General features: G+C 59.3%; 20 protein-coding genes and 1 riboswitch. Of the genes, 10 read left to right on the top strand and 10 right to left on the bottom strand.

The features are described 5' to 3' along the window. Positions 1 to 141 precede the first annotated feature (141 nt). Positions 142 to 1,980: a sensor histidine kinase gene (locus tag AT6N2_RS15410; RefSeq protein WP_209090124.1), complete on the top strand. Its 1,839-nt coding sequence runs from the start codon at positions 142 to 144 to the stop codon at positions 1,978 to 1,980. Position 1,981: 1 nt separating this feature from the next. Further along, positions 1,982 to 3,346 carry a sigma-54-dependent transcriptional regulator gene (locus tag AT6N2_RS15405; protein ID WP_209090122.1) on the top strand — a complete coding sequence of 455 codons (1,365 nt, stop codon included), beginning with the start codon at positions 1,982 to 1,984 and terminating at the stop codon, positions 3,344 to 3,346. Between the two features lie 88 nt (positions 3,347 to 3,434). Here AT6N2_RS15405 and AT6N2_RS15400 read toward each other — a convergent pair whose 3' ends face one another. Next, entirely contained in the window at positions 3,435 to 3,947 is a 513-nt protein-coding gene (locus AT6N2_RS15400) for a BA14K family protein (RefSeq protein WP_209090119.1), read from the bottom strand. Positions 3,948 to 4,126: 179 nt separating this feature from the next. Between AT6N2_RS15400 and AT6N2_RS15395 the strand changes: the two genes are divergently transcribed. Beyond that, on the top strand, positions 4,127 to 4,837 hold the full coding sequence (locus AT6N2_RS15395) for a GntR family transcriptional regulator (RefSeq protein ID WP_063950169.1): 711 nt from the start codon (positions 4,127 to 4,129) through the stop codon (positions 4,835 to 4,837). 48 nt (positions 4,838 to 4,885) lie between these two features. Here AT6N2_RS15395 and AT6N2_RS15390 read toward each other — a convergent pair whose 3' ends face one another. Both AT6N2_RS15390 and alr read right to left on the bottom strand, forming a co-directional pair. Further along, positions 4,886 to 6,142: a D-amino acid dehydrogenase gene (locus AT6N2_RS15390; RefSeq protein ID WP_209090117.1), complete on the bottom strand. Its 1,257-nt coding sequence runs from the start codon at positions 6,140 to 6,142 to the stop codon at positions 4,886 to 4,888. 7 nt (positions 6,143 to 6,149) lie between these two features. Then, positions 6,150 to 7,316, bottom strand: a complete 1,167-nt coding sequence (alr, locus tag AT6N2_RS15385) for an alanine racemase (protein WP_209090115.1) — start codon at positions 7,314 to 7,316, stop codon at positions 6,150 to 6,152. Between the two features lie 127 nt (positions 7,317 to 7,443). On the opposite strand from alr, the gene AT6N2_RS15380 reads away from it, so the two are divergent. Then, positions 7,444 to 7,902, top strand: coding sequence for an Lrp/AsnC family transcriptional regulator (locus AT6N2_RS15380; protein ID WP_063950026.1), 459 nt, complete (start codon positions 7,444 to 7,446; stop codon positions 7,900 to 7,902). A 114-nt stretch (positions 7,903 to 8,016) separates the two neighbouring features. Here AT6N2_RS15380 and thiD read toward each other — a convergent pair whose 3' ends face one another. The 5 genes from thiD to AT6N2_RS15355 are packed head-to-tail and all read right to left on the bottom strand — an operon-like array spanning position 8,017 to position 11,929. Then, positions 8,017 to 8,814: a bifunctional hydroxymethylpyrimidine kinase/phosphomethylpyrimidine kinase gene (thiD, locus tag AT6N2_RS15375; protein WP_209090113.1), complete on the bottom strand. Its 798-nt coding sequence runs from the start codon at positions 8,812 to 8,814 to the stop codon at positions 8,017 to 8,019. After that, positions 8,811 to 9,473 (bottom strand): thiamine phosphate synthase, encoded by a 663-nt coding sequence (gene thiE, locus AT6N2_RS15370; protein WP_209090103.1) that lies wholly within the window; start codon positions 9,471 to 9,473, stop codon positions 8,811 to 8,813. The genes thiD and thiE overlap by 4 nt, the downstream gene beginning before the upstream one ends. Beyond that, positions 9,460 to 10,200 carry a hydroxyethylthiazole kinase gene (locus AT6N2_RS15365; protein ID WP_209090101.1) on the bottom strand — a complete coding sequence of 247 codons (741 nt, stop codon included), beginning with the start codon at positions 10,198 to 10,200 and terminating at the stop codon, positions 9,460 to 9,462. The genes thiE and AT6N2_RS15365 overlap by 14 nt, the downstream gene beginning before the upstream one ends. Then, positions 10,197 to 11,147, bottom strand: a complete 951-nt coding sequence (locus AT6N2_RS15360) for an ABC transporter substrate-binding protein (RefSeq protein WP_209090099.1) — start codon at positions 11,145 to 11,147, stop codon at positions 10,197 to 10,199. The genes AT6N2_RS15365 and AT6N2_RS15360 overlap by 4 nt, the downstream gene beginning before the upstream one ends. Further along, positions 11,144 to 11,929, bottom strand: coding sequence for an ABC transporter permease (locus AT6N2_RS15355; RefSeq protein ID WP_209090097.1), 786 nt, complete (start codon positions 11,927 to 11,929; stop codon positions 11,144 to 11,146). Before AT6N2_RS15355 ends, AT6N2_RS15360 begins: the two co-directional genes overlap by 4 nt. 124 nt (positions 11,930 to 12,053) lie before the next feature. Beyond that, positions 12,054 to 12,156, bottom strand: a riboswitch (TPP riboswitch). A gap of 183 nt (positions 12,157 to 12,339) precedes the next feature. On the opposite strand from AT6N2_RS15355, the gene AT6N2_RS15350 reads away from it, so the two are divergent. Together AT6N2_RS15350 and AT6N2_RS15345 are read left to right on the top strand one after the other, a co-directional pair. Next, entirely contained in the window at positions 12,340 to 13,662 is a 1,323-nt protein-coding gene (locus tag AT6N2_RS15350) for a TadE/TadG family type IV pilus assembly protein (RefSeq protein ID WP_063950020.1), read from the top strand. Between the two features lie 139 nt (positions 13,663 to 13,801). Next, positions 13,802 to 15,091 (top strand): pilus assembly protein, encoded by a 1,290-nt coding sequence (locus AT6N2_RS15345; RefSeq protein WP_209090095.1) that lies wholly within the window; start codon positions 13,802 to 13,804, stop codon positions 15,089 to 15,091. A 17-nt stretch (positions 15,092 to 15,108) separates the two neighbouring features. Here the strand turns inward: AT6N2_RS15345 and AT6N2_RS15340 are convergent, their stop codons facing one another. Together AT6N2_RS15340 and AT6N2_RS15335 are read right to left on the bottom strand one after the other, a co-directional pair. After that, positions 15,109 to 17,103, bottom strand: a complete 1,995-nt coding sequence (locus AT6N2_RS15340) for an alpha-glucosidase (protein ID WP_209090093.1) — start codon at positions 17,101 to 17,103, stop codon at positions 15,109 to 15,111. A gap of 294 nt (positions 17,104 to 17,397) precedes the next feature. Then, on the bottom strand, positions 17,398 to 18,102 hold the full coding sequence (locus tag AT6N2_RS15335; RefSeq protein ID WP_209090090.1) for a GntR family transcriptional regulator: 705 nt from the start codon (positions 18,100 to 18,102) through the stop codon (positions 17,398 to 17,400). A gap of 102 nt (positions 18,103 to 18,204) precedes the next feature. On the opposite strand from AT6N2_RS15335, the gene AT6N2_RS15330 reads away from it, so the two are divergent. The 4 genes from AT6N2_RS15330 to AT6N2_RS15315 all read left to right on the top strand — a co-directional run bounded on the left by AT6N2_RS15330 (position 18,205) and on the right by AT6N2_RS15315 (position 24,961). Beyond that, positions 18,205 to 19,362, top strand: coding sequence for an LLM class flavin-dependent oxidoreductase (locus AT6N2_RS15330; RefSeq protein ID WP_209090087.1), 1,158 nt, complete (start codon positions 18,205 to 18,207; stop codon positions 19,360 to 19,362). Continuing rightward, entirely contained in the window at positions 19,362 to 20,255 is an 894-nt protein-coding gene (locus AT6N2_RS15325; RefSeq protein ID WP_209090085.1) for an aldo/keto reductase, read from the top strand. Before AT6N2_RS15330 ends, AT6N2_RS15325 begins: the two co-directional genes overlap by 1 nt. Continuing rightward, positions 20,255 to 20,779 (top strand): flavin reductase family protein, encoded by a 525-nt coding sequence (locus AT6N2_RS15320; protein WP_209090083.1) that lies wholly within the window; start codon positions 20,255 to 20,257, stop codon positions 20,777 to 20,779. Before AT6N2_RS15325 ends, AT6N2_RS15320 begins: the two co-directional genes overlap by 1 nt. A gap of 207 nt (positions 20,780 to 20,986) precedes the next feature. Then, positions 20,987 to 24,961, top strand: coding sequence for an autotransporter domain-containing protein (locus AT6N2_RS15315; RefSeq protein WP_209090080.1), 3,975 nt, complete (start codon positions 20,987 to 20,989; stop codon positions 24,959 to 24,961). Positions 24,962 to 24,974 lie beyond the last annotated feature (13 nt).

Below are 24,974 nucleotides of genomic sequence, written 5' to 3'. Positions count from 1 at the left end.
CGCATGCCAGACTTGATTATTTGCCGCAACTGACTGATTTAAATAGTAGTTTTTATTCAGGCTTTGGGAGTGCTTGACCGTTTGTGCGGAATCCCGGACAAAAATGCTTGCGGCCTGTGTGTGAATCCGCACAATAAGGCCATGACCGAGAACCGCACCCTGAATTCCCGCGCCAGGCGGCAGGCACAGTGGCTGGCGCTGGCCGGCCTCTGGTTGCTCGTCGGTCTTGGTGTGCTGCTTGTCGCCGATGATATCGCCCGCAATCAGGCCCTTCGCAAGGCGGGTTCCGAAGCGGCGACCGATGCGGAGCTGAAGATCGCGCTTTTGAATGTTGCACTGGAGCGGCCGCGCGCCATTCCGCTGGTCTTATCGGGTGATCCTGATATTGCTGCGGCACTTGATGGCGGTGGTCCGCCCGCACTCGATCGGCTGAATAAAAAGCTGGAGGGGCTGATCGAAGGCACGCAAGCATCGGTCATCTATGTCACCGGACCGACGGGCTTGACCATAGCCTCGAGCAACTGGCGGGAGGCGGATAGTTTCGTCGGCTCAAACTATGCCTTCCGCGAGTACTTCCGGCAGGCAATGAAGGATGGCATGTCCGAACATTACGCGCTCGGAAATGTCAGCCGCCGGCCCGGGCTCTATATTTCCCGCCGCATCGATGCTGCGGATGGTCGCGCGCTTGGTGTCGTCATCGCCAAGGTCGAGTTCAATCGGCTTGAAACGGACTGGAACATCGGCGGCAAGCCGGTCTATGTCGTTGACAGGAACGGCGTCGTGCTGATGACCAGCGTGCCGGAATGGCGGTTCAGGACCGTGTCGCCAATCGATGAGGCGCGGCGAAAAATCATCTCCGAGAGCCTTCAATTCGGCAATGAGACGCTCTCCACCCTTCCTTTTCGGGCGGCGCGACGCTCTGGCGAGGCAATTCCTCTCATCCACGTTGATGCGCCGGTGAAAGAGCGCGGCGATTACCTGCGCCTGGAAGTTCCCGTTCCAACGACGTCGTGGACGCTGCATTATCTTCAGCCAGTCGCGCCGGCGCTCAATGCGTCCATAAGGGAGGGCAGGGTGGTGGCGCTGGCGACGTTGATGCCGCTCGTGGCGATCTCCGCTTTGTGGCTATGGCGCAGGCATAAGGCGCTAAGGGAAAAGGAAGAGGAGCAACGAGCCCGTCTGGAACTCGAAATGAAGGTGCAGGAGCGGACCCGCGATCTGACGAAGACACGCGACCACTTGCAGGCGGAAATCGCCCTTCACCAGAAAACCACCGGCGAACTGCGCAATGTGCAGCATGAACTGGTGCAGGCCAACCGCCTTTCCATCCTCGGACAGGTGGCAGCGGGTGTGGCGCATGAGATCAACCAGCCAGTCGCCACGATCCGCGCCTTTGCCGACAATGCGCGGACCCTGCTCAAGCGTGATCGTCTCGCGGAGGTTACCGAAAACCTTGAGGATATTGCGGCCCTGACCGAGCGTATTGGCACCATAACCACCGATCTGAAAATCCTTGCGCGCAAGGGGCGTACCGCTGCCGAGCCCGTGAGTGTCAGGTCAGTCATCGAAGGCGCTGTCGTGCTGTTGCGCAGCCGTTTTTCCGGTCAGATGGATGCTCTTGATATCGTGTTGCCGGATCAGGATTTGATGGTTTTGGGCAGCCGCATCCGGCTTGAACAGATCCTGATCAACCTGTTGCAGAACGCGCTCGAAGCCGCGGAAACAATTGAAAAATCGAGAGTTGAGGTGCGTGTACGTGAGGAAGGCGAGAGGATCGTAATTTCTGTCAGCGACAATGGCACCGGCATTCCCGACGCCATCCGCGCCCAGCTGTTTTCCCCCTTCAATACATCCAAGGAAGGCGGCCTTGGCCTTGGTCTCGTCATCTCGAACGATATTGCGTCCGATTACGGCGGGCGGATCGAGGTGGCAAGCGGCGAGGCGGGCACCTGTTTTTCCGTATTTCTGAAGCGAGCATGACATGACGACGACTGGAACCATATTCCTGGTTGATGATGACTCCCAGCTGAGAAAAGCCATGGTCCAGACGCTGGAGCTGGACGGACTGTCCGTCACGTCTTTTCCCCGCGCCGAGCAGGCGCTCGCGGCGTTGAACGACGATTTCGATGGCGTCATCATATCGGACGTGCGGATGCCGGGCATGACGGGGCTCGAGTTCTTCGATCATGTCCGCAAGATTGATGCGGATCTGCCCGTCATCCTCATCACCGGCCATGGGGAAGTGCCAATGGCCGTCGATGCACTTCATAACGGCGCTTACGACTTCATTGCAAAGCCCTTTCCCGCCGAACGTATGGTTGAAAGCGCACGCAGGGCTCTGGAAAAGCGCCGTCTCGTGCTGGAGAACCGCGCGCTTCGCCGGGCGGCGGGGCAGGCTGAGGACGACCTTCCTCTGATTGGCCAGACGCCAGCCATGGAACGCCTGCGCACGACGCTGCGCCACATTGCCGATACGGATGTGGATGTGCTGGTGGCAGGCGAAACGGGCAGCGGCAAGGAAGTGGTCGCGACGGCGCTTCACCGGTGGAGCAAGAAGCGCGCTAAGGGAAATTTCGTGGCGCTGAATTGTGGCGCATTGCCGGAAACGGTGATCGAAAGCGAGCTTTTTGGCCACGAGGCGGGCGCTTTTACCGGCGCTCAGAAAAAGCGGGTCGGGCGTATCGAACATTCGAGCGGCGGAACGCTCTTTCTGGACGAGATTGAAAGCATGCCGCTCGCCGTGCAGGTGAAGATGCTGCGCGTGCTTGAAATGCGGGAAGTTTCGCCGCTGGGGTCGAATGACGAACGGCCGGTTGATATTCGTGTCGTGGCAGCCGCGAAGGTCGATCTTGGCGATCCCGCCGAGCGGGGCACCTTCCGTGAAGACCTCTATTACCGTTTGAACGTCGTCACGCTTTCGATCCCGCCATTGCGCGAACGAAAGCCGGATATCCCTTTGCTGTTCTCGCATTTTGTTGCCAAAGCTGCGAACCGCTTCAACATGCCGGTGCCGCAGATCGGCGCTGCTATCTCGCGTCACCTGAATGACCATGATTGGCCGGGCAATGTGCGCGAACTCGGGCACTTTGCCGAAAGGGTGGTGCTGGGGCTGGAGACGGGCCCAGTCGGAGCTCCTGCATCACAAGCTGCTCTGCCTTCCTCCGGCACCCTGCCGGAGCGCATGGACGAGATCGAAGCGCGGATCATTCGTGAAACGCTGGAACAGGCCAATGGCGACGTGGCGGAAACCATCGCGACGCTCGGCATCGCCCGAAAGACCTTCTACGACAAGCTGCAACGTCACGGCATCAACCGCGGCGATTATGTGAAGAGCGGTGCAGTGTAGGCAGTATGCTGTGCTCATGAAAAAGCCGCGGAGGTTTCCGCCCGCGGCTTTAAAAAAGAAGACACTGAAGGCGTCGAAATGTCTTTGATCAGCCCGCTACGCAGAAATGACGCTGACCGTCATTGCCGACATAGGTGCCGGAGCGGGAATTGAAGCTGCGATACCGCTGCGAGCAATAGTCGTACCAAGCGTTCGTCCACGGCTCGATGGTACGGTACGTGCGGCGCGGCTGGTAGTAACCGGGATTGGTGTCGTAGACCGGCTGCGCACGGTAAACCGGTGCCGGGCGATAGACCGGAGCGGGGCGGTAAACCGGCTGCGGTTGCGGCCGGTAATAACGATAATCCGGCTCTTCATAGACGTAGCTCGGCTCGTAGCGACGCGGCGGGTCGATATAGACGCGCTCGTCATCGACCGGTGCGGGGCGGGACAATGCGGAACCGACGGCGACACCAGCGGCGAGGCCGAGCACGCCGCCGAGAAGGGCAGCATCGCGGCGATCATGGCGGTCCCAGTCTCCGGCGGAAGCGCTGCTCAGGGGAACGATCGTGGCGGCGGCGACGGCAATTGTCAGAATTGTTTTAGCTGCAAAGGACGACATGGTTTGTTCTTCCATCCAAGTGGCAGGACGCTGCCAGTTGCAAATTCGATGGTTAAGGAATTACAGGCTGGCTGCTGAACGGATGCTGAATGAATTGTGGCGGAGCGGCGGCGCTCCGCAATTCCTGTTTGCGCGCGCCGAACTTCGCGCTAGAACTCAAGGTGCAACAGGACGCAGAGATGAGCCTTTCCCACATATCATTCAATCCGGACAGTTCGCATGAGGATCGCGCGCAGGCCATCCGCGACACGCTTCGGGACGCCATTGTCGACCGGCGCCTGTCTCCCGGAACGAAGTTGTCGGAAGCCGAGGTTGGAACGCTCTTCGATGTCAGCCGCACGGTCGTGCGCGCAGCGCTTCAGATGCTGGCTTACGAAGGGCTGGTGAAGACGGAGCGTAATCGCGGCGCCTTCGTTTCCAATCCCACCCCAGATGAGGCGCGGCAGGTTTTTGCCTCGCGCCGGCTGATCGAGCCCGGCGTCGTGGACGCGGCAATCGAAAAGATCACACCTGCGGCGGTGAAGCGTCTGAGGGAGCACCTTGTCGAGGAAAGCCGCCATCAGCATGAGCGCGGGCCAAGCGCAAGGCGTGCGGAAATCAAGGCATCCGGTGATTTTCATCTGATGCTCGCCTCGCTTGCCGGCAACGCCATCCTCGAAAAATTCATGGATGAGTTGGTCGCCCGTTCGTCGCTGGTCATCGCGCTTTACGGTCGGTCTGGTGTTTCGAGCTGCGGCCATAATGACCACGCCGACCTACTGGATGCGCTGGAGGCGAAGGATGCGGCAAAAGCCCGTGCGCTGATGCTGCGGCACCTCGACCACATCGAAGCCGATCTCGACCTTCGCATGAAGGAAGGGCTGGCGCTCAGGGACGCATTGGCTCTTTGATCGCTGTCCATCCCGCCTTGCCGGCGGGATAGGGCTTTTGCATTGCGCTCAGGCAGCGTAACGGCTGATGGCAAGGTCGTGGGTGTCGATTTCCGGCTTTTCACCACTGATGAGGTCAGCCAGAACACGGGCCGAGCCACAGGACATTGTCCAGCCGAGCGTGCCGTGACCGGTGTTGAGATAAAGATTGCTGTAGCGAGTGGCGCCGATGACCGGCGTACCGTCGGGCGTCATCGGGCGCAGGCCGCACCAGAACTTCGCCTGGCTCTGATCACCCGCACCGCCGAACAGGTCTTCGACGGAGTGGGCCAGCGTTTCCTGGCGTGCTGCCGGCAAATCCTTGCTGAAACCCGCGATTTCCGCCATGCCGCCGGCGCGGATCCGAGAGCCGAGACGGGTAATCGCGACCTTGAACGTTTCGTCCATGACCGTCGAGACGGGAGCCCGCGCTTCATTGACGATCGGAACAGTGATGGAATAGCCCTTCACCGGATAGACCGGCAAAGTGATGCCGAGCTGCTTCACGAACTGCGGAGAGTAGCTGCCGAGTGCCGCGACGAAGATATCGGCCTCCATCAGGCCGCGTGTGGTCTCTACGGCCGTGATGCGACCGCCCTCAACAATCGGCCGCATGATGCCGGTGTCGTAAAGGAAGGTGACGCCCGCTTCTTCGGCCATGCGGGCAAGTTCCGTCGTGAACATGAAGCAATCGCCGGTTTCGTCGCCGGGCAGTCGCAGGCCCCCGACGATCTTCTCCTTGGCGGGTGCGAGCCCGGGCTCTATGGCGGCGCAGCCATCGCGGTCGAGAATCTCGAACGGCACGCCGCCCGCCGTCAGTACGTCCACATCCTTGCCGATGGCATCAAACTGCTTCTGGGTGCGGAATACTTCGAGGGTCCCTTGCATGCGCTGGTCATAGTCGATGCCAGTTTCTTCGCGAAGCGCCATCAGGCAATCACGGCTATATTCGGCAACGCGCACCATGCGGCTCTTGTTGATGGCATAACGCGCCGAGGTGCAGTTGCGTAGCATCTGGCTCATCCAGCGCCAGGCGGCGGGATCCGCCGTCGGCCGGATGATGAGCGGTGCGTGCTTCATGAACAGCCACTTCATGGCCTTAACCGGAATGCCGGGCGCCGCCCATGGCGAGGAATAACCGGGCGACACTTCGCCCGCATTGGCGAAACTGGTTTCCAGCGCCGCAGCCGGCTGGCGGTCGATCACCGTTACCTTGTGTCCGGCTTTGGCCAGGTACCAGGCAGAGGTCACGCCGACAACGCCGGCTCCGAGGATAGTGACGTTCATGATCGTCTCACTTGTCAAAGGCTGATGTGGAATCGGTTGCCGGGCTCATGCCCGGCTGAATGTAGCTGCGGCGGTAACGGCGACCGAGGCCGGTCAGAATCTCATAGGCAATCGTGCCCGCATCCTCGGCGATGTCTTCCAGTGTCTGATCCGGCCCGATCATCTGCACGAGGCTGCCCTGCGTCAATGTTCCCTCGGGCAGGGCGGATATATCGAGAATGATGCTGTCCATGGAAACGCGCCCGGCAATTGGCAGGCGCACGCCATTGTACCACGCGGCGCCGCGATTGCTGAGCGAACGCGGCAAGCCATCGGCATAACCGGCAGCGATGGTCGCAAGCCGTGTCGGACCGCTCGCCGTAAAAGATCCGCCGTAACCGACCAGCGAGCCGGCGGGAACAGTACGGGTCTGGATGACGGCGAGATCGAGATGGACGACCGGCTTCATCGGGTTGGGGCCGGCAGCGGAAGGCGCACCGCCATAAAGCGCGATGCCGGGGCGCAGCAAAGCATTATGATAGTCATTGCCGAGAAAAATGCCGCCCGAATTGGAAAAACACACCAGTGTATCAGAAAAGGCGGTGGCGGCCTTGCGCATCACGGCGAGCTGCGCGGCATTCGAAGCATGATCCGGCTCGTCGGCACAGGCGAGATGGCTCATGACGAAGGCTGTATCAATTCCATCGAGCAGCTGCGGCTGGGCGGAGAGGATTCCTAGCTCTTCGGGGGAGAGCCCAAGGCGGCACATGCCGGTATCGATCTGCACGGCGGCGCTGAGCGTCTTGCCAAGCTTTCTGGCATGGTCCGACCATTGGGCGATCTGTTCCAGCGAATTCAAAACCGGGGTGATGGCCATGGCGGCGCAGGAGGTTTCGTTGCCGGGCTGCAAACCATTGAGGACGAAAATCCGTGCTTCGGCCGAAAGCCGGAGCCTGAGTGCCAGCGCCTCGTCGATATGGGCGACAAAGAAATTGCGGCAACCCGCCTCGAACAAGGTCTGCGAGACGATATCCGCGCCGAGGCCATAGGCATCGGCCTTCACGACGGCGGCCGTCTGCGATGCTGGTGCCATCGCCGCAAGGGTCAGATAGTTATCGCGCAATGCGCCCAGATCGATGGTTAGATGGCCGCTTGCACCACCGGCGGCCTGCTGGCGGCTGATCTGCATGTCCATGGTCGTTCACCCTCGTTTTTATCCTCTGAGGGTATTGCAACGATTATCGAATTTCTTGGCGATTGTTCGAAGAAAATGCGATAAAGTATGAAATCACGCAATTTCCGTTGATCAATTGGAATTTTCTATGTCGTCCCTCGATGCGACCGACCGCCACATCATCCGCCTGCTTCGGCTGAATGCCCGCATCAGCAACGCAAAGCTTGCCACAGAGGTCGGGCTTTCGCCGTCGGCGTGTTTACGCCGCGTCGATATTCTCGAGCGGGAAGGAATTATTCGCGGCTATACCGCCCTGACCAGCGGTCTTGCCGGCGGCGAGGTGATTTCGGTTATCGTGCAGATCACGCTCGACCGTCAGACGGAGGATTTCCTTAACCGTTTCGAGAATGCGGTACGACGTTATCCGGAAATCCGCGAATGTTATCTGATGACAGGCGGTTCGGATTATTTCCTGCGCTGCGAGGCGGAAAGTGCGGGGGATTTCGAGCGGATTCACAAGGAGATCCTGTCGAAACTGCCGGGGGTTTCGCGCATTCATTCGAGTTTTGCGATCCGGAATGTGCTGGCGACGCCGAAGGCGCGGTGATGGGGCGGAGTGTGCGGCTCACGCTCTCCGTCCTGCCGGACATCTCCCCCTCAAGGGGGAGATCGACAAGCGGCTTGCTCACGGTGTCAATACCCCACAGTCAACGTATCGATGTCACCCCCACCACCGATAAAAATGATGCACCGGCCCCCGCCCATGTCCAACGGCAAGCCCCCTGCCGGCATCGAGCGCGCCGTTCAGATAATCCTTCGCAAGCCCGACCGCCTCCCGCAATTCATGTCCCATCGCAAGATGCGCCGTAATCGCCGCTGCCAGCGTACAGCCGGTGCCGTGGTCGTTTTTCGTGTCCACCCTTGGTGCAGAAAGCGCCCGCATGGTACCATCCGCGAAGAGATAATCCGTGCTCTCAGGTCCATCGCCATGCCCGCCCTTGATAAGCACCGCCTTCGCGCCGGTTTTCAGGATCAGCTCGGCCTGGCGGGTAATCTCCTGCTCCGTTTCCGCAATCGGGGCTCCCGCCAGCAGCGCCGCTTCGGGTAGGTTCGGTGTGACGATGGTGGCGAGCGGTAAAAGCTCGCGCTGCAACGTCTCGATGGCATCTTCCTGCAGCAGCCGGTCGCCCGAAGTCGCCACCATGACGGGATCAAGCACCACCGGCTGTGACTGCTGCCGAAGCCGTTCAGCAATGGCCGCGATGGTTTCGATCCGCGAGACCATGCCGATTTTGACAGCGTCGACGTCGAGATCGGAAAAAACAGCATCCATCTGCGCGACGATGGTGACGACGGATATATCCTCAACAGCCGTCACACCGCGTGTATTCTGGGCGGTAATGGCCGTGATGACACTTGCGGCGTAGGCGCCCAAGGCGGAGAAGGTCTTGATGTCGGCCTGGATGCCCGCGCCGCCGCCGCTATCGGAACCGGCGATGGTCAATGCGATGGATGTCATGGCTGTCTCGCTTTCAGCGCGGCGTCGATTGTTGAACGGAAGTCGCGCGCTGCACTCGCAATATCGGCTGCGCGGAAAATGGCGGAAATGACTGCAACACCGTCCGCCCCCGCGTCAATGACGGCCGGTACACGCGCAAGATCGATGCCGGCGATCGCACCGACAGGCATTTCAGGCCGCGACTCCCTCAAAAACGCGCGCAGCGTCGAAAAACCATCGACGCCCACCGGCTTGTCAGGATTGACTTTGGAGACAGTTTCAAACACGCCACCAATGCACGCGTAATCGACGGGCATGGAAGCCGCCCGTTCGGCGTCGGTGCGGTTCTTGACGGTGAGGCCGATGATCGCCTTTTCCCCTAGGATGCGTCGTGCAGCCTGCGCATCCATATCGTCTGCGCCGAGATGAACCCCATCTGCGCCGGAGGCGAGCGCGACATCCACCCGATCGTTGATGACCAGAGGCACACCTGTACCGGCAATAGCCGCTTGAATGGCGCGGGCATTGTCGATCATGTCCCGGGTCGAACCATGCTTGTCGCGATATTGCAAAATCGTTGCCCCATTGAGTGCTGCCGCCAGAGCAAGCTCCGGCAAAGGCGCAACATCGCCGAGGCTTGCGTCGACCAGCGCGTTCAGACGGTAATCAACCTTGTGCATTCTCTATCCTCGCGTGGTTGATGATGGCGTCACCGGAAATCTCGGAAAGCGCATCCAGAAAAGCCGGTTCGAAAGTGCCCGGGCCGCGCGCCTGTTTGGCGGCGAGTTCGGCGCAGACGCCTGTCACGGCAAGGGCAGAAGCCGCCGCCGCCAGCGCGTCTTTCTCCACCGCCATGAAGGCGGCGATGACACCGCCCGAGAGGCAACCCGTACCGGTGACCTTTGCCATCCAGGGATGGCCGTTGACGATCCTCACGCTGCGCGTTGCATCGCCAAGATGATCCACAGGACCGGTCTCGATCCTGACGACGTTGGGGACGTCGCCGATCAGGGTCATTTCGGCGTGATTGCCGCGTACAACGGCAGGGGAAAGCGCAATGAGTTCGCGCGCGAACGCCAGCCGCGAGGGTGAATAGTCGACATGCACGGGGTCGACGATCCACGGCTTGCCAGATGCATTTGCGATTTCGATCGCGATGCGAATGACCTTACGTCGCTCCGAGTCCAGCGTGCCGAGGTTGACGGTCAACGCATCCGCCCTGGCAACGAAGCTTTCGATTTCCTCGAGTGAGGTCGTCATGGAGGGAATGCCGCCGACGACGGTGATGCCGTCGGCGGTGAATTTTTGCACCACGGTATTCATCAGGCAATGGACGCGTGGGCGCGTTTGCCGCACGCGGTCCAGAATTTCGGCGGCCTTAGCCGCTGTCGGGAAATCGCCGCTCATGGCTGTTGCAACTCCACGGCAATATCCTCCGCTGCGGGGGCCTGCTTGATCAGCTGCATCTCCTGCATGAAAGCGCCGAAACGGGTGTATCGGGCGCGGTCGAGTGCCGCCGGGCGCTTGGCAAAACGCGGCAGCGTGTCGAAAAAGGCGTGCTTGTTCAGCGCGTCATCAAGGTTCGGATAGGCCTTGATGAAGAGTTGCCAGGCTTCCTGCGGATGGTTGGTAATGTAGATCGCGGCCTGTTCCACGGCGGAAAGAAAGCGTGGCAGGCGGCTGTCCGTGGTCAGTTCGCGATGAGTGACGAAGATCAGCTCGTCATAGGCAGGCACCCCGTTTTCTTCGGGAAAGAAAGATCGTCCTTCATGGCCCTCAAGCTTCATCTGCGTCAGTTCGAAGTTGCGGAAACCGCCAAGCGTGGCGTCCACCTTGCCGGCGATCAGCGACGGCGAGAGTGAGAAATTGACATTGACGAGTTCGACATCGTCCTTCGTCAACCCGTCTTTCTCCAGCATCCGCTTCAGCATCGCATCCTCGAACCCGGAAACGGAAAAACCGACCTTTTTGCCTTTCAGGTCCTTCAGGCTCTTGATCGGCCCATCGGCGAGAACCGTAACGGTGTTGAGCGGTGTTTCCACCAGCGTGCCGAAACGCACGAGTGGCAGGCCGGCTTCGTGGTCGAGATAAAGGTTTGGCTGGTAATGTACGCCGATATCGGCCTGTTTCGCCGAGACAAGGCGCGGCACTGCGGAGGGATCGGCTGGCGGCACCAGTTCCACTTCCAGCCCGGCCTCGGTGAACAGGCCGCGTTCCCTGGCTATCACCATCGGGGCATGATCAGGATTCACGAACCATTCAAGCAACACAGTCAGCTTGTCGGCGGCCTCAGATTGCATGGGCGCAAGGACGCTTGCCGCGGCGATGGCGAGGGAAAGAAGCGTTCGTTTCATGGTGCCGACAGTCTCCGTAAATATCTGAAAGGAATGGTGTGTTCTGTTTCCTTGGCCCAGGGGGCCAGATTGGCTGTCGCCCGGTCGACGATCAGCCTGAGCAGCACGGCCATGACGGCCAGAATGAGCATGGCGGCGAACATGGTATCTGTCTGCATACGGGCATTGGACTGGATCATCACGAAACCAAGCCCGGCCGATGCGCCGACCCATTCGCCGATGACGGCGCCGAGCGGGGCGAGTGGTGCGGCGACCCTCAGCCCGGAAATAAGCGAGGGCAGCGCCAGTGGCACGCGCAGCTGTGTGAGGATCTGCCAATGACTTGCCTGTGTCAGCGAGGCGGCGTCGAGGATGGCGCGGTCCGTGCGGTTGAGGCCATCGGTGAAAGCAGAAGCGACGGGAAAGAAGATGATGATCGCCGTCATAACCACTTTTGAAGCCATGCCGAAGCCAAACCAGAGGACGAGGATTGGGGCGAGCACGAAGACCGGGAGGGCCTGCAACACCAGAACCATGGGCCAGACGAGGCGGCCGAAGCGCGGGGTAGCGGCAATAGTAAAGGCAACGAAAATACCAGCGGTAACGCCTGCCGCGAGACCGAGCGCCATTTCGCCTGATGTCACCATGGCCTGGCCGAACAGGAAACGGGGCTGGCGCCAAAAGGCGGCGGCGACATCGGCGGGCGATGGCAGAATATAACGCGGCGGCGCAAGCAGCCATGTTCCCGCCTGCCAGAGAAGCAGCAGAAGACCGACACCATTCAGCGCATGGGTGGCACGCATGAGCCGGTCCTCAGACGCAAACGCACCACGTGCGAAGGGAGGAAGTGTTCAGCATCATCGTCGTCTCCAGATGTGACGATCACATAGATCAAGCATAGCGGAGAAGAGAATGGGCAGCCCCTTGAAGGCGCGACAGTTCCGTTCCTACGCCGGCATGACCCGGATCAGGTTCAAGGGTCCGGCTCATCGCCATCTCAGCACCGTCAGGTGCTCCCCTCGGAAGAGATTGTTTTGTAGGACATGATCTAAAAATGTCAACGGCTCCGCCGACAGATCATAGGTCTTCTATATATTACTTAAATATAGTTATTAGTAATATCGGATTTATTGGTAATTAGTTATATAGATAAACTATATCGCAACGACACTGAAATAAACCTTATCCGAATTCTAATAATTCGGAGCTGAGCTTGAAAAACATCTGGCGGGACAAGTCTGGAAATTTTGCGATTCTGAGTGCTTTGTTGATCATACCGATCATCGGATCCGCCGGCGTTGCGCTGGATGTCGTTCGAGCCATGAGCGTGAAATCCGATCTTCAGATGGCAGCGGATTCTGCGGCTCTGGCCGTGGTTGCGGAAAGTTCAGCCAGTGCCGAGGCTGCACGGCGAATGGCCAGCAACGGCGTCGTTTCGGTTGGAAAGGAAGAGGCTGAAGCTTTTTTTCACAGCAATCAGCGGGGGAACCCGGAATATCGCCTATTGGCGCTCGATATACAGGTGAAGAAGAATAACACCGTGATCGAATCGTCAGTGAGTTTTAAGGCTTCGCTCAATACAACTCTCTCCAGAGTCCTGGGAAAGGATTTCCTGACTGTTTCCGGCAACGCAACTGCCAAATATGAGACGGAAACCTATACCGACTTCTATCTGCTGCTCGACAACTCGCCTTCCATGGGCGTCGGCGCAACGCCCGCCGATGTGGCCACGATGAAAGCCGCCCTCGGTTGTCAGTTCGCCTGCCATGTCACGTTGGCGGACGGATCTTCCGATCCCAACAGCAGCTATTTCCGGCTCAAAAACAAGGATCCGCAGGCGAAGGGATACATCAACGCGACGACGCGCATCGACGTGGTTGCAAAGGCGACCGCGAGTTTGATGGACACGGCTCAGGACACGCGCAAAAAACCTGATCAGTATCGCATTGCTGTCTACACTTTCGGAAAGACAGCAGAGGATGCCTTTTTTAACAAAGACCTTCCGGAGATTGTCTCGCGTACCTCGGATTTGCAGGCGGCCAAAAAAAAGATCAGAGGAATTGAGTTGATGTCAGTTCCAGGCCACAATTATAAAAGCGACCAGCATACGAATTTCGACCGTGCACTGACGAGGATAATACCGAAGATGGGAACATCGGGAAGTGGCGCGAGTTCCGCTACACCTGAAAAAATCCTTTTCTTCGTGTCGGATGGCGTGGCCGATGCTGCAAAAGCCGCATGTACCAAGAAAAAGATTTGGAATGGACGCTGCCAGGAACCCATAGACACCAAGCTGTGCGACAACCTCAAAAAACAAGGCTTCCGTATCGCCGTGCTTTACACCACTTACCTCCCGCTTCCTGGTAATCAGCACTACGATAATTGGATCGCACCATTCGAAACGGAGATCGGCCCACGCATGCAAGCCTGCGCCTCCCCTGGCCTGTTTTTCGAAGTCAGCCCCTCGCAGGGTATCAGCGAGGCCATGTCGGCGCTTTTTAAGAAGGCGATCAGCTCGCCACGCCTGACCGGGTGATGACCAGCATAGCGGAAGGTTTATCGGATCGACATTTAGTTATTTAGGAAATTAGATTTAGCGAAAATTAGTTATCCTTCGAAACTGCCTTTCAACGGTCTTTTTCTAAGTTCTGTCTCCAAACGCTTTGGGGGCAAACTTGAAAAATATCTGGCAGGACAGATCGGGTAATTTCGGAATTCTAACTGCTTTGCTTTTGGTGCCGCTCATCGGTACCGCCGGCGTTGCGCTGGATGTAACGCACAGCATGACCGTAAAATCCGACCTGCAGAGGGCGGCGGATGCGGCGGCTCTGGCGGTGGTCTCCGATAGCTCGGCAAGCGTTCACAAGGCAAAGGAGATGTCCGCAGATGGCGTCATTACGCTTGGCGGCGACGAAGGCGCCGCCTTTTTCAGAAGCAATGAGCGAGCCAATCCCGATTACTCGCTTTTGTCTCTCGATATAGAGGTGACAAAAAGCGGTAATGCGATTGTCTCTTCCGTCAACTTCAAGGCCTCTGTCGATACCACGCTTTCCAAGATACTGGGAAAAGATCTCTTCACGGTTTCTGGCTCTGCCACCGCCAAATATGAAACGGAAACCTTCAGCGATTTTTACGTGCTTCTGGACAACACGCCGTCCATGGGTGTGGGCGCGACCCCGACCGATGTTGCCACCATGGTCGCAAATACGAGCGATAAATGCGCTTTCGCCTGTCACATCGTGAAGGACGGTGTGGTGGATACCAACAGCTATTACTACAAGGCAAAACGTCTCGGCGTGACCACGCGCATCAATGTGGTCGCAAAGGCGACAGCGAGCCTTATGGATACGGCGAAGTCCATGCGCAAAAGCAGCAATCAATATCGTATGGCAGTCTATTCCTTTGGGGAAAAAGCCGAAGATACGAAGCTGCTTGAAGTTGTGCCACTGACATCGGATCTGGCGACGGCGAAGAAGAAAGCCGCCGAAGTTGACCTGATGTCTATCCCCAAGCAGGGATTCAACAACGACCAGCAGACGGATTTCGACCGGGCGCTGACCCAGATCGGGGACAAGATCGGTAACTCCGGCACAGGCGCGAGTTCGGCGAGTCCGGAGAAGATCGTCTTCTTCGTAACCGATGGCGTCGGCGATAGTTACAAGCCCTCGACCTGCACCAAAAAAACGACGGGCGGTCGCTGTCAGGAACCGATCGACCTCAAATATTGCACGAAGCTGAAAGAAAAGGGCTTTCGCATCGCCGTACTCTACACCACCTATTTGCCGCTGCCGACCAATGACTGGTATAATAGCTGGATCAAGCCGTTTCAGTCGGAAATCGGCACACGCATGCAGCAATGCGCTTCGCCGGGCCTGTTCTTCGAGGTCAGCCCGTCGCAGGGTATCAGCGACGCGATGACCGCGCTTTTCAAGAAGGCCATCACGTCACCCCGCCTGACGGGGTGACGCAAGGGGCAAAGCCTTTAGTCGATGGTGCGAAGCCGTTCAAATAGCTGACGGTGATTGCTATCTGCGCGATAGAATACCGCGGGCTCGCCAAGTGTCGCTTCGACGGATATCTCCCGTCCGCCCAGATAATGCGCGCCGCTCCAGAGATGCACCCATTCGCCGTCACCCGGAAGGTAGAGCGAGCGTTGCGTTTCGCCCGCCTTCCAGACCGGTGCGACCAGCATGTCCTCGCCATAGAGATAGCAGTCCTGAATGGCATAGGTCTGCAACTCGTTCTCGTAATGCAGGAAAAGCGGCCGCTGCACCGGCAGGCCCGTCTTTGCCGCTTCGGCGGAAAGCGATTTCAGATAGGGAGCGAGCGCGACATAGATCGCGCTCATGCGGGCGAAATGGGAAAGAACCGCTTCATCCTGATCGATCTGCAGGTTGTCGCGCGGTCTGTTGCCCTCGTGGGTGCGCATGACCGGGGTGAAGGCGGCCATCTCCGTCCAGCGCATGATGAGTTCCGCCGTCCGCACATTGCCGAAAAGGCTGGTATAGCCGCCAATATCGGAGTGGTGGTAGGCGTTGCCCATGAGCCCGGATGAGAGCGCGCCGCAAATGACGGTGACAAGGCCGTCGTGACGGGAGAAATCGACCGACTGGTCGCCGCCCCAGATGAGCGGGCAATGGGCCTGCACGCCGGTGAAGCCTGCGCGCATGAAGAACAGGGCTTCGCCGGTCTTGCCGCGGCTTTCCACGGCTTTCGCATTGACCTCGGCCCAGAGCGTGGGCCAGGCATTGTGCATCAGCTTGGCGTCGACGCCGTTCGCAAGCTTGATATCGATCGGCAGATATTCGCCGAAATCGGCCATCCAGCCCGAGAGGCCAAAATCCAGCATATTCTTGCCGATGATCGCCTCGGCGAACCAGTCAGCGGCAGCCGGGTTGGTGAAGTCGACCACGCCGCAATCGAACTCGCCAAAATCCACCAGCGCCGTTTTGCCCTCGGCGTCGGTGGCGAAATAACCGGCCGCTTCAGCGATCGGGAAGAGCGGGCCGTCGACGCAAAGATAGGGGTTCACATAGCCGAGGAACCGGACGCCCTGATCCGCAAGCTCGGCGATTTTCTGGCGCAGATGCGGGTAACGGGTTTCGTTTGCCTGCCAGTCCCAGAACAACCGCGCGCCGAAGGATGTCTGGCGAAGTCCCACCCAGTCCTCGCACCAGAGGCCTGAAACCTTCGTTCCGGCAGCGCGGATTTTTTCCAGTCGGGCGAAGGAGTTGACGCCATCCTTTAAACCGATGATCGCGCCATTATAGACCCAATCAGGCAATTCGGGCTGCCGCCCGAACCGCAGCGACAGGGCTGAAACAATGTCTGTAAACCGGTCACCGGCGAAAAGCTCGATTTTTTCGGGGATGGCCCAGATCTCGATCTCGTGGAAATCGCCATTGCGGAAATCGAAAACGGAATAAGCGCTCGTTTCTACGTGCAGGGCATATTTGCGCGACGAGAGGTAGGTGGGTTGTGGATAGTTGGTGTTGTAATAATCGCCGCCGGCCTTGCCGCTGAGGTCGGATTTGAAGGTGATTTCGGTCGTCTTGTCCCGGCCGACGCCCGGTTCTGAGGTCCAGAGCGGGAAACGGCGGCCGCGCATGTCGAAATAGGACATCTGTTCGCCTCCGCCCCAGACGTGTTCATCCGTTTCAGCAACGACACGCAGCCAGAGGCGGTTGATAGTGTCGTCCAGCGCGGTCAGACGAATTGCATGACCGTCCAGTGTCAGGCGCAGGCGCGGCACCTGACCCTTCTCAGATGAGAGCGTCACTGCGCCGTCACTGACTTCGGCATACCGCAGGGCAGTCCTTTCGATGACGTAGTCTTCGATATCGAAATTGCCGCGGTACATCTCCATCCGCTCCTTGCCCAGACCGGCAAAGAAGGCGGGCTTATCGGGCGAATGGGACAGGATGGCGCGGTTGCCGATTGAGAGCGTAAAGCCGGCTCTCGTCTTTTCAAAATGCATGACTTTGCCTTTGGCCATCAAGGCCGTCGAATGGATGCGGTGGCCGATATCAAGCTTCAATTCTGGCGCATCGGCTCTTCCGAATTTGCCGCCGTTGAAAGCCGATGCCTTGGGTTCACGCCCCGCCTGCCTCTGAGATATTAACCATCATGGAGGGGAAATCAATAGTGTATCAATTTCCATTTTTGGCAAAGCTGAAACGATCAGGGCTCTGATGATATTAATTTTATGCTTGATCCTGTTGTGCATATCGCTCTCCTTGGCCAGTGCAAAGCGCGCGCGATTTCAAGGTCTTCAGCGTATGCGCGAAACGTATTGTGCAATGGTGTGGTCGAACCAGGTCCATGAGACCTCAGCGACGGCCCCATCCTGCGCGTGGCTAAGGCGCAGAACGCGAGGCACAGACGCGCCGGCTTTCTGGCCGAAAATGCCCGGCGCCCAATCCGGCACGCTGCCGAGATCGATGCGATCCTCCGCCTTCGATATCCAGAGATTGAGGCGTGTGCGGTAATAGAGGTAGAGGGATTCCGACAGGTTTTCGGTGGCGATAGTGTCGACGTAGGAGCCGTCGAGCCAGATTTCCTCGAGCGCTGCCGGTTTGCCGGCGATGCGCCGCAGGCGGCGAATACGGTGCCCCTCGTTGGAGGTTCCGAAGGAGGGCAGGGCGGAAGGTTTGGGTAGCCTCGCAGCACTAAGGACCTCCGCCGTCGGTAGACCGCCGCCTTCGACAAGTTCCAGCCGGAAGAAAGCGTAGACGCTCTGCGGATCACTGATGGCGCGAATGTAATTGCCGGACCCCTGTATGCGCTCCAGGAGGCCCCGTTCCTGCAATTCGGCAAGGGCTTTGCGCAAAGTGCCAACTGCGATGCCTAGATTGAGCGCCATATCGCGCTCCGGTGCGAGCTTCTCGCCGTCCATCAACCGGCCGGCTGCCACCTCGCGCACCAGCATTTCGGCGATCTGGATATACATTGGCAGACTGCCGCCAGCGCGTTTCATATGCTGTTTCCCTAGCCCCAAAACAAAAATTGATACATCATTGATTTACATATTTCTTGATGCTATGCAAGAAAAACGAGAGCAGCCCTGAGGAGGAATTGCGTGACTGTCGTGCCCGTTACATCTGCTGATCTTGATGCTGCCGAGGTCTCCTGGTTTTCCGCATTATGTTCCGATGATTACGCCTATCTCGGCGTACCGGACGGAAGTCTGCGCTCCAGCTTCGAGCATTGCTCCGATATCGTCAAGAAAGCCGAGGAGCTGGGCTTCCGCAACATTCTCTGCCCTTCGTCCTATCAGGTCGGGCAGGATACGCTGAGCTTCGTCGCCGGTTGTGCGCCGATCAGCGACCGCATCAATTTCCTTGCCGCGATCCGCTGCGGTGAAATGCAGCCGATCATGCTCGCGCGCACCGTTGCAACGCTCGACCACATGCTGAAGGGCCGCCTGACGCTGAATGTCATCAGCTCGGATTTTCCGGGAGAGGTCGCCGACAGCGCCTTCCGTTACAAGCGCAGCCACGAGGTCGTCGAAATTTTGCGGCAGGCCTGGACCCGCGACACCATCGACCACGATGGCGAGATTTACCAGTTCAAGGGTGTATCGACCGAACCGGCGAAACCCTACCAGCAGAACGGCGGCCCGCTTCTTTATTTCGGTGGTTACTCTCCGGACGCGCTTGAACTTTGTGGCGCGCAGTGCGACGTCTATCTGATGTGGCCTGAAACAAAGGACCAACTGGCGGACCGCATGCGCGCCGTCAATGAGCGCGCTGCCGCCCATGGTCGTACGCTGGATTATGGTCTGCGTGTGCACATGATCGTGCGGGATACCGAACAGGAAGCCCGCGAATACGCAGAGCACCTGGTCTCTAGGCTCGACGATGAGTACGGCCAGTTGATCCGCAGCCGCGCCCATGACAGCGGTTCACTCGGCGTTTCGCATCAGGCGCGGGCCCGCGAACTCGCTGACAAGTTCGGTTATGTCGAACCCAATCTGTGGACCGGCATCGGCCGGGCGCGCTCCGGCTGCGGTGCAGCGCTGGTCGGCTCGACGGATCAGGTTCTTTCGGCGCTGGAGGACTACCAGAAGATGGGTATCCGCGCCTTCATTCTGTCCGGTTATCCGCATCTCGACGAGGCGGAACACTTCGGCACCAAGGTGTTGCCGCAGATGAAAACCTGCTCCCTGCCACACGCCTACGGCCGGGTGCCTTCTGAAACGCCAGCGACGCCGCTCGGCAACGGGGAACGCCACTGATGGAACGTATCGGTCTTTCTGACACGCTTGAACTCAGCCGCATCGTTTACGGGATGTGGCGCATTGGTGACGACGCAGACACCTCCCCGACGCATGTCCAGGCGAAGATCGAGGCCTGCCTCGCGCAGGGCATCACAACAATTGATCAGGCCGATATCTATGGCGGATACACGGCAGAAGCCATTCTTGGCGCCGGATTGAAAGCCGCGCCAGGTTTGCGCGACAAAATCGAAATCGTCACCAAATGCGGCATCGTCGCGCCGGCCGGCCGCCACGCCACCGCCCGCGTCAAGCATTACGACACCACCGCGGGCCATATTAATGCGTCGGTCGAGGCGTCGCTGCGTGACATGGGGACTGACCATGTCGATCTGCTGCTCATTCACCGCCCCGACCCGCTGATCGACGCGGAAGAAACCGGCAAGGCACTTGATGCTTTGGTGGCGTCGGGCAAGGTCAAGGCGGTTGGCGTCTCCAATTTCCGCCCGTGGGATTTTTCGCTGCTGCAATCGGCCATGAGCAACCCGTTGGTGACGAACCAGATCGAAATGAGCCTGCTTGCCACCGATTCCCTCATAAATGGCGATCTCGCCTACCTTCAGGAAAGACGCATATCGCCCATGGCCTGGTCGCCGCTCGGCGGCGGATCGCTCTTCTCCGGCGCGCATGGCGGCACCATGGCTGCCTTGCAGCGTATCGGCGAGGAGCAGGGTGTCGACGCGACCGCGGTCGCAATTGCCTGGCTGATGCGCCATCCGGCAAAGATCGTGCCGGTTCTCGGCACGAATAATCTCGAACGGATCAGAGCGGCGGCCGATGCGCTTCGCGTGACAATGGATCGCCAGACGTGGTTTGAACTCTACACCCTTGCGATTGGAAAAGAGGTGCCGTGATGACAGTGGCGGAAGCAATCAAGAGGCAGGATGAGCATGTATTCGTCCCTGGCGGCGAAAACAGCCGCAGCTTTCGCAATGCGCTCGGCGCTTTCACGACGGGTGTGACTGTCGTGACCGCAACCACACCTGAGGGTCCAATTGGCATGACGGTCAACAGCTTTGCGTCCGTGTCGCTTGATCCGCCTCTGGTGCTATGGTCGCCGGCCAAAAGTTCGTCGCGTTATTCAGCCTTCAATGGCGCGACGCATTTCGCGATCCATGTGCTGAGCGCTGATCAGGATGTGTTGAGCGCACGCTTTACCCGCAACGGACGCGCCTTTGACGATCTGGACTGGGAACTGAACGACGAAGGCGTGCCGGTCATCCCCGGAACGCTTGCGCGTTTCGAATGCTGCAAGGCTGCTGCCCATGATGCGGGCGACCACACGATCATCGTCGGCGAAGTGCTTCGCGCGGCCCATCGCGATGGCGATCCGCTGTGCTTTTCGGGTGGGGCCTTCGGGAGATTTGCCCGTCAGTAAACCTGCGATGTCGCCAGCGTTTCACGCAAGATATCAGCTGCAGTCGCCCGCATTTCCCGGCACTGATCCAGGTGTTCAAAGTAAAACCCTGTCGTCGTGACGTTATAGCTGGCGCTCACTTTCCAAAATGGCTTAATGCACCTGGTTCGGTGAAGAAATGATTCGCCGAATCATGGATGTCGTTCGGCGCTCATTAGGGAAGATTGAATGTCCGGTTGTTTCTGCCTCTTTTTGGAAAGGGAAACCTCTCCGGAAAGTCTTGCGTGCAGAAAAGCTGCCGGCCGCCATTCAGCGTTCGGTACAGGCTGGTTTTTGTCGATCCTGCTTTCCGTTAGCCCTGGTCAGAGTGCTTGGGCGGAAACCCTGAACTGGAACGGCGTTCCGGGCGGCGATTGGTCTACCTCGACGAACTGGGCACCCTCAGCCCGGGTGCCCGATGCCGGCGATGACGTGTTGATCAACGGCGATGGCCCGGTCCTCGCGACCAGCACATCTGCCATGGCCAATTCCGTCACGGTCGGACAAGTTTCGTCCGGTACTTTGGTTATCAATGGGAGCCTGTTTTCAAATTCGCTCAGCGTTGGGGTCGGCGCGGGAATTGGCGGCACCGTCACGTTCTCGGGCGCGACCCTTCAAAACCACGGTCTCTTATCGGTCGGAGGTAACGGCGTCGGTACCCTCTCCCTTTTACACGGTAGCGCGACCTCGACCGGCACCGTCTACATCGGCGAAGGGGCAACAGGGAACGGCTCCCTGACACTCGACAACTCGTCCACTCTTGTTACAGCAGGCACGATCTTTGTGGGATACGGTGCCAGCGCCGCGCCATCCGGCAGCGGCGGCAGGGGCGACCTGAAAATTCTTGCCGGAAGCACGGTAAATAGCGACAGGGCCGTTCTGGGCGAGGCGACAGGAACGGAAGGTGACGCGCTTATATCCGGCGTCGGCAGCCGCTGGACGGTTGCGGCCGGCACCGTCATCGGCAATGCCGGTGTCAGCACACTGACGGTGACGGGAGGCGGAAAACTCCTCAGCGAAACCACGACCGTCATTGCCAATCTTTCCTCCGCGTCGGGAAGCCAAGTCACCCTTAGCAGGCTTGGCTCGGCACTGGAAACCGGTCAGTTGGTCGTCGGAAACGAGGGCAGTGCGCACCTTACTGTTGAGGCAGCGGCGTCAGCGACCAGCGACAGCGCCATCATCGGACGCCATTCCACTTCCGTTGCGAGCGTTGCCGGCGACGGGTCTACATGGGTCACGGGCAATCTTCAGGTCGGTGGCGATGTCGCCGATCCCGGTGGGGCTTCCGGCAACGGAACCTTGAATGTGACCGCCGGTGGCACGGTTAAGAGCACCGCCGCCCGGCTCGGCTCTGTTGCCGGGGCGACCGGGGCAGCCAGCATCGATGGCGAGGGATCGGCCTTAACGGTCGGCAGTGGCGGACTTGCGATCGGCGATGCCGGCACCGGGTCCCTGACCGTCACGGGTGGCGGCATCGTCAGCAGTCAAGCCGTCGTACTCGGCAATAGTGCCGCCAGTAAGGGCTCCGCCCGGATTTCCGGCGCTGGCAGCACGTTGCGCAGCGCGGGCGACATTATCGTCGGTCGCAGTGGCAACGCTGTGATGTCGGTTGAAGCCGGGGGCGCTGTCGAGAGTAGAAACGGTGTCGTCGCTGCGCTCAGCGGTTCGTCATCATCGGTCACCGTTACCGGCGGTGGCTCCAGCTGGACGATGACCGGCACTTTGATCGCCGGTTATCAGGACACGGCTTCGGCCGAGGTTACAGCCAGCGCCGGCGGAAATATCCGGTCGGGGCAGGTGGTCCTGGGGGATCTCTCCGGCTCATCGGGAACGATGACCATCACCGGTGCCGGCTCGAATATAACGGCTTACGTCGATAACGGCCTTGGGGCCTCCGGCCGCATGACGGTCGGACAATCCGGTTTCGGCAGTTTGATTGTGACGAACGGTGCGTCGCTCGATGCCCATCAGCTTTCCGTGGGATATTCGGCGGGGTCTGATGGTGCCGTCCTCGTCAACGGCATCGGCTCGCGCGTCTCCGTTGACGACACCCTGGTCATCGGCTCTGCCGGGGACGGCAGCGTTGAAGTAACAGGCGGCGCAGCGCTCGCGGCGCCTACCATCCTCATTGCGTCCTCTGCCGGTTCGGCTGGCGTCTTGAATGTCGGCGCAGCTTCCGGACAAACGGCCCGTTCGGCCGGTACCATCGATGCTCAGGCGATCAGCTTTGGAGCCGGCGCTGGCCGGATCGTTTTCAATCACTCTGAGACTGCCTACCTCGTCAAGGCCGATATTTCGGGAGCGGGCAGCGTTGTTGCGGAAAATGGCGTGACGACGCTTTCTGGAAACAACAGCTATTCCGGCGGCACTACGATATCCGGCGGTACCTTGAAGGGAACCGCGGGAAGCTTTGGCTCCGGCGAGATCGCCAATGACGCGGCGTTGGTCGTGGATGGCGCCGGGAGGCTTTCGAATGCGATTCACGGCACGGGCAGCTTCGAAAAGACCGGCGCAGGCGACCTCGAACTCTCGGCCGTCAGCACTTATCTGGGGCCGACGACGGTCTCAGGCGGAAAACTGAGCGTCAATGGCTCGTTGGCGAGCGCGGTTTCAGTGGGCGACGGCGCGACGCTCGGCGGTACGGGTACTGTTGCCGGCCTTGCTATCGGTACGGGCGGTACGCTGGCTCCGGGCAATCCGCTTGGTACGTTGACATCGACAGGCGACGCCACATTCGCTGCGGGCGGCAAATATGCGGTTGATATAGATACCGCCGGTAATTCCGACAGGCTTGCGGTGAACGGCACCGTAACAATCGCCAATGACGTAACTCTCGTCGTCACGCCGCTGACGAACCGATCTGCTTTCAGTCTGAACACGCGCTACCGGATCCTCACTGCGACGGGAGGCATAACCGGCGCTTTCGCCCGCATCGATGAGAATTTTGCCTATCTGACCGCGACCGTCGCAAAGAGCGACGACACTGGCACCGCTTATCTGTCGTTCAGCCCGACATCGTCGGCCCCCGGATCTCTTGCCGCGCAAACCACCACAGCAAATGCCCGAGCAGCGGCCAACGCCGTTCAGGCCCTCGGAGAAAATGCAGCCCTGTATCAGTCCGCCATTTTCCTTCAGGGCGGTGAAACGCAACTGGCATTTTCGCAGCTTGCCGGAGAAATCCATCCGTCGGTTGCCATGACCCTGGTCAATCGCAGCAGCCAGACCCGGGACGTTATTCTGGATCGGCTGCGCCGCGCCTTCGACAGCATCGATGCACGGCCAATCATGCCCGTCGCTTATGGGAAGCACGACGGGGACTTCTTGTTCGAGGATGAAGGATCGCCGAGCTTCTGGACCAGTGGTTTCGGGTCGCGTGGACGTGTTGATGGCGATGGCAATGGGTCATCGGTTGATAGCAAGGACGGCGGCATTCTCTTCGGACTTGATGGTGAGCTCGGGAAAAGTTGGCGCGCCGGTGTGGCGGGCGGTTACAGCCACGAGAGGATTGACCAGACGACATTTGCTGCTTCAGCAGAGGTCGACAGTTATTATGTGGCTGCTTATGCGGGCACAATGATCGGGCCTGCGTCTCTGCGGTTTGGGGCGATCCATGCCTTTCAGGATATGGATACGCGCCGCTCTGTCTCTTTCTCGACACTCAGCGAAAACCTCTCCGCCAGCTATGACGGCTCGACGTCGCAGGTCTTTGCCGAAGCAGCCTGGCGTTTCGATTTCGATCTGACCCATGTCGAGCCCTATGCCAACATCGCCTACGTAAACAGCCGTACCGACGCTTTTGGCGAAAAAGGCGGGATCGCCGCCGTGTCCTCAGCGTCTGCACGCTACGAACAGCTTTCCACGACGCTCGGTGCGCGCATCACAAGGGATGTCGCGCTGGGAGGCATGCTTGGCCGCGCAATGTTCGATCTCGCCTGGCGTCACAATTACGGCGACACTGCGATGGGCAGCAGCCTTTTCTACGACGGCGGGGAGGCGTTTTCGATCGCGAGCACTACAGGTTCGCGAGACGCAGCAATACTTAATCTGGGGCTAAGCTACGATCTCACGCCGTCCGCCACGTTGACATTCCGTTATGGTGCAGTTTTCGGCGCTGGCCTGATGGATCAGTCCGCTGCCGCCGAACTTGGGGTTCGTTTCTGATGCGGTGTAAAAA

Origin of the sequence: Agrobacterium tumefaciens, from assembly GCF_017726655.1 — a bacterium.
Lineage (GTDB): Bacteria > Pseudomonadota > Alphaproteobacteria > Rhizobiales > Rhizobiaceae > Agrobacterium > Agrobacterium tumefaciens_B.
This window is presented reverse-complemented; position numbering and strand designations above follow the sequence as displayed.